The sequence below is a fragment of the Methylobacterium sp. PvP105 genome, assembly GCF_017876975.1.
Classification (GTDB): domain Bacteria; phylum Pseudomonadota; class Alphaproteobacteria; order Rhizobiales; family Beijerinckiaceae; genus Methylobacterium; species Methylobacterium radiotolerans.
The window spans coordinates 4553650-4566929 of sequence record NZ_JAGIPA010000001.1 but is presented as its reverse complement, the minus strand read 5'-3'; the positions used below and the strand labels follow the sequence as shown (position 1 = coordinate 4566929).

6 protein-coding genes are annotated in these 13280 nt (G+C 67.6%); 4 read left to right on the top strand and 2 right to left on the bottom strand.

The genetic code is table 11. The annotated features are described in order from the left end of the window. Position 1: 1 nt before the first annotated feature. The 4 genes from J3A75_RS22455 to J3A75_RS22440 are packed head-to-tail and all read left to right on the top strand — an operon-like array spanning position 2 to position 4206. Positions 2 to 1069, top strand: a complete 1068-nt coding sequence (locus J3A75_RS22455; protein ID WP_070999887.1) for a phosphotransferase — start codon at positions 2 to 4, stop codon at positions 1067 to 1069. Positions 1070 to 1078: 9 nt separating this feature from the next. After that, positions 1079 to 2380, top strand: coding sequence for an aspartate aminotransferase family protein (locus J3A75_RS22450; protein WP_070999886.1), 1302 nt, complete (start codon positions 1079 to 1081; stop codon positions 2378 to 2380). A 34-nt stretch (positions 2381 to 2414) separates the two neighbouring features. Then, on the top strand, positions 2415 to 3269 hold the full coding sequence (locus J3A75_RS22445) for a GntR family transcriptional regulator (RefSeq protein ID WP_063110912.1): 855 nt from the start codon (positions 2415 to 2417) through the stop codon (positions 3267 to 3269). Positions 3270 to 3273: 4 nt separating this feature from the next. Further along, entirely contained in the window at positions 3274 to 4206 is a 933-nt protein-coding gene (locus J3A75_RS22440) for a 2-hydroxyacid dehydrogenase (RefSeq protein WP_070999885.1), read from the top strand. A gap of 516 nt (positions 4207 to 4722) precedes the next feature. Here J3A75_RS22440 and J3A75_RS22435 read toward each other — a convergent pair. Further along, positions 4723 to 6813 (bottom strand): response regulator, encoded by a 2091-nt coding sequence (locus J3A75_RS22435; RefSeq protein WP_209650775.1) that lies wholly within the window; start codon positions 6811 to 6813, stop codon positions 4723 to 4725. Further along, entirely contained in the window at positions 6810 to 12620 is a 5811-nt protein-coding gene (locus tag J3A75_RS22430; protein ID WP_209650774.1) for a HAMP domain-containing protein, read from the bottom strand. The genes J3A75_RS22435 and J3A75_RS22430 overlap by 4 nt, the downstream gene beginning before the upstream one ends. Positions 12621 to 13280: the final 660 nt, after the last annotated feature.

The following is a 13280-nucleotide window of genomic DNA, read 5'->3' as shown; positions in this document are numbered from 1 at the left end:
GATGTCCCATCCCACGATCGACGCCCCCGAGAGCGGCATCGGCGCCGGCCTGTCGGTCGTGGCCGAGCCGGTCGATGCCCGCACCGCCGAGGGCATCGCCGCCGCGCATTACGGCATCGCCGGCGCGGCGTCGTGGCTCGCGGGGGAGAAAGATTCAAACTTTCGCCTCGATGCGGGGGCGGGGATCGCCTACTTCCTGAAGATCCTGAGCCCCGGCGAGGATCCCGCGGTGTCCCGCCTGCACAGCAACGCCCTGATCCACGTCGCGCGGGCCGCGCCGGACCTGCCGCTGCCGCGCATCGTGCCGACCCGCGCGGGCGAGCCCGACGCGCGCATCACCGTCGCGCCGGAGGATCTCCGCACCGTGCGGCTCACCACCTTCACCCCGGGGCGCTCGCAGGCCGCCGGCCCCCGGACCGACGGGCAGCGCCGGGCGGCCGGGGCGCTGCTGGCCCGCCTCCAGGGTGCGCTTGAGGGCTTCACGGACCCGGCGGCGGACCACGTCTCCTCCTGGGACCTGCGACATGCCGGGCGGCTGCGCGCCGTGCTCGACGTCTTCCCCGAGGGCGGGCAGCGCGACCGCCTCGCCGGCATCCTCGACGCGTTCGCCGCGCGGATCGTGCCCGCCCTGCCGGACCTGCCGCATCAGGTGGTCCACAACGACCTCGGCGGCGACAACATCCTCGTCGATCCCGACGATCCGGACCGGATCACCGGGGTGATCGATTTCGGCGACACGGTCCGCACGGCCCGGATGTTCGACGTGGCGATCGCGGCGGCCTACCAGCTCGGCCTCGATGCCCATCCCCTCGGGCCGGCCCTGGCCTTCCTGCGGGGCTACGCCTCGGTCGCGAGGTTGTCGGAGGCCGAGGTCGCGCTGCTGCCGACGGCGATCCGGACGCGGATGGCCCTGCGCCTCCTGATCCCGGAATGGCGCGCCCGCCGCTTCCCCGAGCGCCGGGACTACCTCACCCGCAACAGCGCCGGCGTCTGGGAGCAGTTCCGGCACCTCGACGACCTGGCGCCGGAGGCGATGGATGCGGCGATCGCCGAGGCCTGTCGTTCCTGAGGCCACGCCATGACCGCGTCTTCCACGTCCGCCCCGGCCGCTTCCGCCGAGGCCCTGATCGCCCGGCGCCGCGACCTCCTCGGCGCCTCGTACCGGCTCTTCTACGAGCGGCCGGTCCACATCGTGCGCGGCGAGGATGTCTGGCTGTACGACGCCGACGGGCGCCGCTACCTCGACGCCTACAACAACGTGCCCTGCGTCGGCCATTGCCACCCGCGGGTGGTGGAGGCGGTGACGCGCCAGATGGCCACCCTCAACACCCACACCCGCTACCTGCACGAGGCGGTGCTCGACTACTCCGAGCGGCTGCTGTCCACCTATCCGGCCGCCTTCGGCCACGTCATGTACACCTGCACGGGGTCCGAGGCGGTGGACCTCGCCCTGCGGATCGCGCGCTACCAGACCGGCGGCACCGGTCTGGTGATCACGCGGAACGCCTATCACGGGACCACCGAGGCCACGGCGGGGATCTCCCCGTCGCTCGGCCCGGCCGTCCCCCTCGGCCGCGATGTCTGGACGGTGCCGGCGCCGGACGCCTACCGGAATCCCGGCGTCGACGTCGGCGCGCGGCTGGCCGAGGACGTTCGGGCGGCCTTCGCCGACATGCGCCGCCACGGCGTGCGGCCCGCGGCGTTCATCGCCGACGGCATCTTCTCGACGGACGGGACCCTGGCCGAGCCCGCCGGCTTCCTCCGGCCGGCCCGGGAGGCGGTCTCGGAGGCCGGCGCGCTCTACATCGCCGACGAGGTGCAGCCGGGCTTCGGCCGGACCGGGGCAGGCATGTGGGGCTTCGCCCGCCACGGCATCGTTCCCGACATGGCCGTGATGGGCAAGCCGATGGGCAACGGCCTGCCCATCGCGGGGGTCGCGATGCAGCCCGAGGTGGCGGAACGGTTCGGCCGGGACGTGCGCTACTTCAACACTTTCGGCGCCAACACCGTCTCGATCGCGGCGGCCGGCGCGGTGCTCGACATCCTGGCGGATCAGGACCTGGTGGCGAAGGCCGCCGCCACCGGCGGCCTGATGCTGGAGGGGATGCGGGCGCTGATGGCGCGGACCCCGGCGATCGGCGACGTGCGGGGGGCGGGCCTGTTCCTCGGCCTCGACCTCGTCGCCTGCCGCGAGAGCCGCGCCCCCGATACGGCGCTGGCGAAGCGGGTCGTCAACGCGTTGCGCGAGGAGGGCGTCCTGATCAGCGCGTCCGGCCCCCACGACAACGTGCTGAAAATCCGCCCGCCGCTGACGTTCTCCGCCGAGCACGCCGCGCTCTTCCTTGAGGTCCTGGGAAAAACCCTGGACGGTGCGGCCTGACAAGAAGAACGACAGATCTGGCAGGAGACGACCCATGCATCCGGCGGAAGCCCTGGATCCGAGTCCGACGGCGGGATCGGCCCTGCGCGCCGATCTGCCGAAGGCGGCGCGGGTCTACGCGACCCTGCGCGAGGCCATCATCGCCATGCAGCTGAAGCCGGGCACGCGCCTCGTGGAGAAGGATCTCTGCGACGAGCTCGGCGTGTCGCGCACGCCCCTGCGCGACGCGATCCTGAGGCTCGCGCAGCAGCGGCTGGTGACGGTGGTCCCGAGCGACGCCACCTTCGTCAACAAGATCATCCTGGACGAGGTGATCGAGGGCCAGCTCGTGCGCGAGAGCTTGGAGCTGCGGATGGTGGCCCTGGCGGCCGAGCGCTTCGAACCCGCCCGCCAATCCGCCTTCGAACTCGTCCTCTTCCGCGAGGCGGACGCGGCGCGGCGCGGCGACAACGCCGAGTCGTTCGCCCTCGACAACGATTTCCACCGGCTCCTGTGCGCCTGCGCGGGCTTTCCCCGCGTCTGGGACACGATACACCTCGCCACCGGCCAGCTGGACCGGGTGCGGCGCAACGCCTTCCCGCTGCAGAACTATCACGTGGAGGTGCTCGACGAGCACCGGGCGATCTTCGAGGCGCTCTGCCGGCGGGACGCGGAGCATGCGGTCTCGCTCCTGCGCACACATCTGGGCGGGACGCTGAACTCGTTGCGGATCCTGCTCGCCCGGGAGCCCGATTTCGTCGCGTTCGACCCCGCCTCGCCGGCCTTCGCGCTGCTGAGGCGATCCGAGCAGGCCGGGGACGCTGCGCCGCCCGGAGGGGCCGAAGGATCGCCGAGGCGGCGCGCCCGGCGCAGCGTCGCGGACCGCCGAACTGCGCCGGGAGCCGTGTAGGGCGATGGTGATCCCCGTCGTTCTCAAGACCGTTCCGGAGCACGCCCGCGTCTGGCACCGCGTGTTCGCCCAGGAGGCGCCGGAGCTGAGCCTGATCGACTGGGCGCACGGCACGCGGTTTCCCGGCGCGAGCGCCTTCGCCGGTTGGCAGCCGCCCGCGGACTTGGCCGCGCAGATGCCCGACCTGCGCCTCGTGTTCTCCGTCGGCGCCGGGATCGATCACCTGCCGCTCGATGCCCTGCCGGAGCCCGTGCACATCGTCCGCATGGTCGCCCCCGACGTGACGCGCTCCATGGTCGAGTATGTCACGCTCGGCGTGCTGGCTCTGCACCGGGACCTCGTTCCTTACGCGAGCGAGACCCGTCGGGGCATCTGGAAGCCGCGGGCGATCCGCACGGCCCGGACCACCCAGGTCGGAATCCTCGGCCTGGGCGTGCTCGGGAGCGCGGCGGCCGCGGCCCTGGCCGGGATCGGCTTCCAAGTTCGCGGCTGGGCGAGAAGCCCCAAGACGCTGGACGGCGTCACGTGCTTCGCCGGCCGTGCGGCGCTCCCGGATTTCCTGTCCGGCTGCAACATCCTCGTGTGCCTGCTGCCCCTGACGCCGGAAACGCGCGGACTGCTCGACCGGGACCTGTTCCGGCATCTGCCGGCCGGGGCCGCGCTCCTGAATGCAGGGCGCGGTGCTCATGTCGTCGAGCGCGACCTGATCGCGGCGTTGGACACGGGCCAGCTCGGGGCTGCCATTCTCGACGTGCTGTCGGAGGAACCGCCGCCCGCGGATCATCCGCTCCTCGGCCACCCGCGGATCCTCGTGACTCCTCACAGCGCCAGCGCGAGCCAGCCGGACGATGCGGCGCGTCAGATGATTGCGGCGGTTCGAGCCCTTCGCGACGGGCAGCCGCTGCTCAACCGCGTTGACCGTCGCCGCGGTTTCTGAGCGCCGTCGACGATTTCCGGATCAAACCGGTCCGGCCGACGTCCGCACCGTGCGGCGCGGAGAATCGGGCGGCGGGGTGCGGCGGCCCGAGTTCCTGTAACGTTGTCGTCCTCTGGGGCACGTTCGGGAACGGGCACGTTCGGTGCTATTTGCGGCTTACCCGGGGGGCGCGTCGTCGACGAGGTCTCGCGCGCAACTTCTATCCCAGCGCGCTGCATTGACGATCACAGGACTCGGAGAGTCTCCGGTTCAGTCCGGCTCACAGCCTACGCCAGCGAAGAACTTGGCGCGAGGTTCTAGCGGCGGCTTTCACTCCCCCCGCTCGCGCAGATCCCGACTGCAGGGCCGTCCCATCGGTCGTTCCTCACCCGGAGCGTCCGATGAATCAGCCCGTGACCTCTGTGTGGACCCAGCCGTAGCGACCCAGCGCAGACCGAAAACGCTCGTGCGCCTCGTTTAGCCGAAAAGCTCGCATCTGCGAGCACGCTTCAACGCGATCGTCGCTGTCGGATCTCTCTACCGGTCTGAGCTCACGACCTCATCCGTCTCGCCGATGAGTCCCCTCAATATTTCAATCAAATCCGCCGCTCGATATGGCTTCTGCAGCAGAGCGAAGCCGTTCGTGTCCTGGTTTTCTTTCAGATAGCCTGACGACAGCAGGATCTGTATCTTTGGCCACCGCTGGCGAACCAAGTGTCCGAGGTCTATTCCGGTCATCGCCCCGGGCATGTTCACGTCGCTGAAGACGAGCGCGATATCCGGAACATTCTGCAGCATGTCGACGGCCTCGGCTCCGTCAGTCGCGCTCAAAACCTTGAAGGCAAGCGCCTCGAGCGTCGAGACAACAGTGGAGCGAACGTCGGCGTCGTCCTCGACGACGAGCACGGCCCTGCCAGCGCCGTCTAGCGGGTCCGGCACTCCCCTGGTCGCGTGCGGGTGCGCATGCTCCGGCGTGAAGTTACCTTTGACGATTTCAGGTAACGTGATGACGAACCGCGTGCCCTGGTCCGGATTGCTATTGACGGTGATGGTTCCGCCGCTCTGCTGCACGAAGCCGTAGACCATGCTCAGACCCAGGCCGGTGCCTTTGCCGGTCTCCTTCGTCGTGAAGAAGGGTTCGAACACGCGGGCCAGGACGCCCGGCGACATCCCCGTTCCCATGTCGGTGACCGTGATCTCCACGCAGCGGACCGGCTCGATTCCGTCCTGTACACCGGGCTCGCCACGCCTGATGGAAATGCTCAACGTACCTCCGTTCGGCATCGCGTCCCGCGCATTGACAGCGAGATTGATGAGAGCGGCTTCGAACTGGGCATGATCGACGCAGACTTCCGGCAGGTTCTCCTCCAGCTTCGCCGAGATCGTGATCTGCTCGCCGAGCGTGCGCTCGAGCAGCTTGACCAGGCCAGGGATGAAGCTCGTGAAGTCCAGCGCTCTCGGCTGGAGCGGAGAGCGCCGGGAGAAGGCCAGCAGCCGGCTGGTGAGCTCTGCGCAGCGATGCGCTCCCTCGATGGCACTCTCGACGCGGCGGAGCGCCTTCTCGTTCCCCTGGAGCGAGCCCTTCATCAGGTCGAGATTGCCGATCACGATGCTCAACATGTTGTTGAAGTCGTGGGCGATCCCGCCGGTCAGACGGCCGACGGCCTCGAGCTTCGAGGCGTGCTGCAAGCTGAGCTCGAGCTCCTTGCGCTCGGTCACGTCGAACCACATGCCGAAGAGCTCGACCCCCGTGCCGCTCTCATCGCGGTTGACCGCGATCTGGTCGAGGATGTGCCGCTCCGTGCCGTCCGCGTTGCGCCAGCGATATTCCAGAGCCACGGCACCGACCTCGGAGACGGTGCGCAGATCCGCCAGCACGCGGTTCCGGTCTTCCGCTTCGAGGCGGGACTCCCAGAGGCTGGATCCGGCAAAAGCCTCGCGCGAGAAGCCGGTGATGCGCTCGATGCTGTCGTTGGTGAAGTGGAGCCGCCGGTCTTCCACGCCGAGCGGTGAGGTGTAGAGCGCGATGGGAAGGCCGCGCAGCACGGCGGCCTGATGCTCCGCCTGCCTGCGCAGCGCCTGCTCGGCCTCGAGCTTCTCGCCGCGCACGCGCAGGTTCTCCAGGAGCAGCTGCTTCTCAGCCGCCGCCTTGCGCTTGATCTCTTCGGTCTTGCGGTACAGGTCGACGAAGACGTCGACCTTCGACTTCAAGACGAGAGGTTGGATGGGCTTGAACACATAGTCCACCGCTCCCGCCGAGTAGCCGCGGAAGATGTGCATGTCGTCCTTGTTGTGCGCCGTGAGGAACAGGATCGGGACGCGCGACGTGCGCGAGCGGCTGCGGATGAGCGCGGCCACCTCGTAGCCATCCATGCGCGGCATCTGCACGTCGAGCAGGATCACGGCGAAATCCTCCCGGAGGGCCCGGCGCAGGGCTTCCTCCGGGGAGTTTGCCAGGACCATGTCGATTGCCGGATCAGCGAGGATCTCCGAAGCGGCGAGCAGATTGCGCTGATCGTCGTCGACGATCAGGATTTTCGCTCGGACTGCATCCGGAGTAGCGAGCCCGGCAAGCTGTTCGGCGGCGGCAGCGGCACCAGTCGGACGGAACTCCAGCCGGTCCGTCATTGTGTTTGCCGTTCAAGGCCCTGTGCGCCGCTCACCGGCGCGGCGCTGTCTACGACCTCACCACGCCTCGCCAATTGCACGCGCAGCACGGCGAGGAGTTGGTCCATGTCGATCGGCTTCGAGACGTAATCGGACGCGCCCGCGTCGAGGCATTTCTCGCGGTCGCCTTTCATGGCCTTCGCGGTCACCGCGATGAGCGGCAGGCTTCGGAAGGCAGACTGAGCCCGGATCGCCCGCATCGTCTCGTAGCCGTCCATCCCGGGCATCATGATGTCGATCAACATCGCGTCGATGTTCGGGTTGGTCTGGAGCAGCGCGATGCCGTCCTGGCCGTTCTCCGCAAACAGGACCTCCAGCCCGTGCTGCTCGAGGGCGCTCGTCAGCGAGAAGATGTTGCGCAGGTCGTCGTCGACCAGGATGACGCGACATCCCTGGAGAGACTCCGCGTCTTTCCGCTCGACGCGGATCTGCTCGTCGGGCGGAACGCTGGCGATGGCGCGATGCAGGAACAGGGCGGTCTCGTCGAGGAGCCGCTCGGACGAGCGCGTGTCCTTGAGGATGATCGTCGAGGCGGAATGCTTGAGCTGCTGCTCCTCGGGAGCCGTGAGTTCCCGGCCGGTATAGACGATGATCGGCAGCTCCTCGCCCTCCTGCGTGGCCCTGATCCGCTCGATCAGCTCGGAACCGCCGATATCGGGCAGGCCGAGATCGATGATCGCGCAGTCGAACCGGCCGCCGGTCAGGGCTTCCAGCGCGGCCGTGGCCGTACCGACCCCGAAGATCTTGACGTCCTCCTCGTCGAGCAACGCCGTGATGCTGGCGCGCTGGTTCTCGTCGTCCTCGACCAGCAGGAGGTTGCGCACCGGCCGCGTGATGAACTCCTTCGAGCGCTCCAGGGCCCGCATCAGTCCCTCGCGCTCGACGGGCTTCTCCAGGAAGCCGAAGGCGCCCGCGCGCAGCCCGCGCTTCTTCTCGTCGTTGACCGAGATGACGTGGATCGGGATGTGCCGGGTGCGCGCATCGTTCTTCAGGAGGTCGAGCAGGGCCCAGCCGTCCATGTCGGGCAGGCCGATATCGAGGGTGATGGCATGCGGCTTGAAGCGGTGGGCGAGGCTCAGCGCGCCGGCGCCATCCTGCGCGATCAGACCCTTGAACCCGCGCTCGCGCGCCAGTTCCAGCAGCACCGAGGCGAACATCGCGTCGTCCTCCACGATGAGCACGATATGGTCGCCCGGATGGATGGCATGACGGTCATCCGCCGAGGCCGAGAGCGCCATCGCGGCGTTCGGCTGCCGGCCCATCAGCGCCGACGTTCCGTTGCCCTCGGATGTCTCCGCCCCGCGCGTCGTGACCGCCTGCACAGGCGGTTCGAAGGGCAGGAACAGGGTGAAGGTGCTGCCCGAACCGACGCGGCTCTCGACCACGATCTCGCCGCCCAGCAGACGGGCGATCTCGCGGCTGATCGCCAAGCCGAGGCCGGTGCCACCGTATTTGCGGCTCGTGGTCCCGTCGGCCTGCTGGAAGGCCTCGAAGATGATGCGCTGCTTGTCCTCGGCGATGCCGATGCCGGTATCGGTCACCGACAGGGCCAGCCACTGGCTCCCGGCGCGCAGCGGTGACCCCTCCGCGGAGCCGATCCTCAGGGAAACGCTGCCCTTCTCGGTGAACTTGAAGGCGTTGGAGAGGAGGTTCCGGAGAACCTGCTGCAGGCGCTTGGAGTCCGTGCGCACCGCGCGCGGCAGGCCCGGCTCGACGTCGATCACGAAGGCGAGGTGGCGCTCCTCGGCGAGCTGCCGGAAGGTCCTGTTGAGGTTCTCGACGAGGTCCTGCAGCGTCACGTCGCCGATCTCGACCGACACGGTCCCGGACTCGATCTTGGAGAGGTCGAGGATGTCGTTGATGAGCGACAGGAGATCGGTCCCGGCCGCGTTGATGGTCTTGGCGAATTCCCGCTGCTTCTCGGTGAGGTTCCCGTCCCGGTTCTCGGAGAGAAGCTTCGAGAGGATCAGCAGGCTGTTGAGCGGCGTGCGCAGCTCGTGGCTCATATTGGCCAGGAACTGCGACTTGTAGCGCGAGGTCAGGCTCAGCTGCTCGGCCTTCTCCTCCAGGGCCGTCTTGGCGATGGAGACCTCGCGGTTCTTGCCTTCGACCTCGCGCTTCTGGATCTCGAGGAGGCGGGCCTTCTCCTCCAGCTCCTCGTTGGTCTGCTGCAGGCGCTCGCGCTGGCTCTTCAGAAGATCCTCGGATTGCTGCAGCGAGGCGGCCTGGAGTTCCAGGCGATCGTTCGTCTTCTTGAGTTCCTCCTGCCGGCTCTGCAACTCGCCGGTCAGGAGCTGCGACTGCTTGAGCAGCCCCTCCGTCCGCATGTTGGCGGCGATCGTGTTGAGCACGATGCCGATCGACTCGGTCAGCTGGTCGAGGAAGGATTGATGCGTCTCGCTGAACCGGTTGAACGAGGCCAGCTCGATCACCGCCCGGACCTCCTGCTCGAACAGGACCGGCAGCACGATGATGTTAAGCGGCGGCGCCTCGCCGAGGGCCGAGCCGATGGTGATGTAGTCGCCGGGCACGTGGGTGAGGAGGATGCGCTTCTTCTCGAAGGCGCATTGGCCCACGAGGCCCTGGCGGAGGCGGTACCGGTTCGAGAGGTTCTTGCGCTCCGTGAAGGCGTAGCTCGCCATCAGATCGAGGACGGGCTCCCCGCCCTCGTCCTCCACCATGTAGAACACGCCGCGCTGGGCGTTCACGAGCGACGCGATCTCGGACAGGATCAGGTTCGACACGGTGGCGAGGTCGCGCTCGCCCTGCAGCATGCGGGTGAACTTGGCGAGGTTCGTCTTCAGCCAATCCTGCTCGGCGTTCTTGAGCGTCGTGTCCCGCAGGTTGCGGATCATCTCATTGATGTTGTCCTTCAGCGAGGCGACCTCGCCGGAGGCCTCGACCGAGATCGAGCGAGCGAGGTCGCCCTTCGTCACGGCGGTCGCGACTTCGGCGATGGCGCGGACCTGGGTCGTCAGGTTCGCCGCGAGCTGGTTCACGTTGTCGGTGAGATCGCGCCACAGGCCCGCGGCACCCGGCACCCGGGCCTGACCGCCGAGCTTGCCCTCGACACCCACCTCGCGGGCCACATTGGTGACCTGATCGGCGAAGGTGGCGAGCGTCTCGATCATCTCGTTGACCGTGTCGGCCAGGGCGGCGATCTCGCCCTTGGCATCCACCGACAGCTTCCGCTTGAGGTCGCCCTGCGCCACGGCCGTGACGACGTCCGCGATGCCCCGCACCTGTCCGGTGAGGTTGGCGGCCATCATGTTCACGTTGTCGGTCAGGTCTTTCCAGGTCCCGCCGACGCCGCGGACCTGGGCCTGACCACCCAGTTTGCCCTCCGAACCGACCTCGCGGGCGACGCGCGTCACCTCGGAGGCGAAGGAGTTCAGCTGATCCACCATCGTGTTGATGGTGGATTTGAGCTCCAGGATCTCGCCCTTCACGTCGACGGTGATCTTCTTGGACAGGTCGCCGTTGGCCACAGCGGTGGTCACGTCGGCGATGTTGCGGACCTGACCCGTCAGGTTGGCCGCCATCATGTTCACGTTGTCGGTCAGGTCCTTCCAGGTCCCGCCGACGCCGCGCACCTGCGCCTGACCGCCGAGCTTGCCCTCGATGCCGACTTCGCGGGCGACGCGGACCACCTCGGAGGCGAAGGAGTTCAGCTGGTCCACCATCGTGTTGATGGTGGATTTGAGCTCCAGGATCTCGCCCTCGACGGCGACGGTGATCTTCTTGGACAGGTCGCCGTTGGCCACCGCGGTGGTGACCTCGGCGATGTTGCGCACCTGACCGGTGAGGTTGGCGGCCATCATGTTCACGTTGTCGGTCAGGCCCTTCCACACGCCGCCGACGCCCTTCACCTGCGCCTGTCCGCCGAGCTTGCCCTCGGTGCCGACCTCGCGGGCGACGCGCGTCACCTCCGAGGCGAAGGAGTTCAGCTGATCCACCATCGTGTTGATGGTCGACTTGAGCTCCAGGATCTCGCCCTTCACGTCGACGGTGATCTTCTTGGACAGGTCGCCGTTGGCCACCGCGGTGGTCACGTCGGCGATGTTGCGCACCTGACCGGTCAGGTTGGCCGCCATCAGGTTGACGTTGTCGGTCAGGTCGGCCCAGGTGCCCGCCACGCCTTCGACGCGGGCCTGACCGCCGAGCTTGCCCTCCGAGCCGACCTCGCGGGCGACGCGTGTCACCTCGGAGGCGAAGGAGTTCAGCTGATCCACCATCGTGTTGATGGTGTTCTTGAGCTCCAGGATCTCGCCCTTCACGTCGACGGTGATCTTCTTGGACAGGTCGCCGTTGGCCACCGCGGTGGTCACGTCGGCGATGTTGCGCACCTGACCGGTCAGGTTGGCCGCCATCAGGTTGACGTTGTCGGTCAGGTCGGCCCAGGTGCCGGCGACGCCGCGCACCTGCGCCTGACCGCCGAGCTTGCCCTCCGAGCCGACCTCGCGCGCGACGCGCGTCACCTCCGAGGCAAAGGAGTTCAGCTGATCCACCATCGTGTTGATGGTGTTCTTGAGCTCCAGGATCTCGCCGCGCACGTCGACGGTGATTTTTTTCGACAGGTCGCCGTTGGCCACCGCGGTGGTCACGTCGGCGATGTTGCGGACCTGACCGGTGAGGTTGGCCGCCATCATGTTCACGTTGTCGGTCAGGTCCTTCCACGTCCCGCCGACGCCTTCGACCTGCGCCTGACCGCCGAGCTTGCCCTCGGTGCCGACCTCGCGGGCGACGCGCGTCACCTCGGAGGCGAAGGAGTTCAGCTGGTCCACCATCGTGTTGATGGTCAGCTTCAGAGCCAGGATCTCGCCTTTGACGTCGACGGTGATCTTCTTGGACAGGTCACCCCGCGCCACCGCGGTGGTGACCTCCGCGATGTTGCGGACCTGCCCGGTCAGGTTCTCGGCCATCATGTTGACGTTGTCGGTCAGGTCCTTCCAGACGCCGCCGACGCCCTTGACCTGCGCCTGCCCGCCGAGCTTGCCCTCGGAGCCCACCTCCTTGGCGACGCGGGTCACCTCGGAGGCGAAGGAGTTGAGCTGATCCACCATCGTGTTGATGGTCGATTTCAGATCGAGGATCTCGCCCTTCACGTCGACGGTGATCTTCTTGGACAGATCGCCGTTGGCCACGGCTGTCGTGACCTCGGCGATGTTGCGGACCTGACCGGTGAGGTTGGCCGCCATCAGGTTCACGTTATCCGTGAGATCCTTCCAGGTGCCGCCGACGCCCTTGACCTGGGCCTGGCCGCCGAGCTTGCCTTCCGAGCCGACCTCGCGCGCGACGCGTGTCACTTCGGACGCGAAGGAATTCAGCTGGTCGACCATCGTGTTGACCACTTTGCCGATGCGCAGGAACTCGCCCCTCAGCGGGCGGCCGTCGATCTCGAGCTGCATGGTCTGACCGAGATCACCCTTGGCTACCGCCCCGATGACCCGCGCGACTTCGGTGGTCGGTTGCACGAGATCTCCGATCATCGTGTTGACCGAGTCCACGCAGTCGTTCCAGCCGCCGGTTGCCGCCGGCAGCTTGCCGCGCTCATTGATGCGCCCGTCCTTGCCGACCGCGCGCGCGACCCTGTCGAGTTCCCGCGCGAGTCCTTGGTTCAGCTCGACGATGTCGTTGAACGCTTCCGCGATCTCGCCATCGATGCCCGTCAGATCGAGCGGCAGGCGGGCCGAGAAATCGCCCTTCCGGAACGCGCGGAGGCTCTTCAAGAGGAGCTTCGGCTCCAACTGCGACGTGGTCGGCGTCATTCGGATACACCTTCAGGGTAGATGCACAGGCCCGATGAGGCCGCCGTTCGGATCGCGGGCGCAGCGAGGAAGCACCGACGGCGAAGAACAGCAATAGGGCTCAATGTAGATGGTTGCCCTTTCGTTCGATCCGCGCACCGGGCCAGCACGTTGCAATTCCTGATGGACAGCAATTGGACCGAAAATGGAGCGACGGGTCGCCGAGCGTTGCTGCTTAGCTTCCTCCGCGCGCTCCCGAATTAATGCATGTTAGGAGCGTTCAACTTTGGTTCTGAGCTCCTCCCGTGGCGTGCGGGACTGAGATCGCATCGGCTTGTATTCGCGGCTCTGACGCTACTTCAGCGAGCGCTCACGGAGATCGACGGTGGGCCATATGATGGCGTTGTCGGCCGAGGGGCGCCGCCGCGGGCTGTCGTTCGTCAGTGGAAGGCCGCGTCGCGACGTAGGTATCCGCTGCTGCTCCTGCCTGAGCGTGTCACACCAGGCTGTATGTCCAGCCTGGTCGAAGGCAGCGCGTCTGCCTCTGTTGCGAGCCTGCTCCGAAACGGGGCGGCAGCTTCTAGCCAGCGTCTGCCGGCACGAATCGTTCGCCTGAAGGTCTCAGATGGGTGGAAAGGCGCCCGTCTGCTTTCGGCCGATCCCTCGCGAATGCGGACGCTC

Excerpts from the sequence above, each read along its gene's own strand:
- J3A75_RS22455 (WP_070999887.1), top strand. The coding sequence starts at position 2 with ATGTCCCATCCCACGATCGACGCCCCCGAGAGCGGCATCGGCGCCGGC.
- J3A75_RS22435 (WP_209650775.1), bottom strand. The coding sequence starts at position 6,813 with ATGACGGACCGGCTGGAGTTCCGTCCGACTGGTGCCGCTGCCGCCGCC.
- J3A75_RS22440 (WP_070999885.1), top strand. The coding sequence starts at position 3,274 with ATGGTGATCCCCGTCGTTCTCAAGACCGTTCCGGAGCACGCCCGCGTC.
- J3A75_RS22430 (WP_209650774.1), bottom strand. The coding sequence starts at position 12,620 with ATGACGCCGACCACGTCGCAGTTGGAGCCGAAGCTCCTCTTGAAGAGC.
- J3A75_RS22445 (WP_063110912.1), top strand. The coding sequence starts at position 2,415 with ATGCATCCGGCGGAAGCCCTGGATCCGAGTCCGACGGCGGGATCGGCC.
- J3A75_RS22450 (WP_070999886.1), top strand. The coding sequence starts at position 1,079 with ATGACCGCGTCTTCCACGTCCGCCCCGGCCGCTTCCGCCGAGGCCCTG.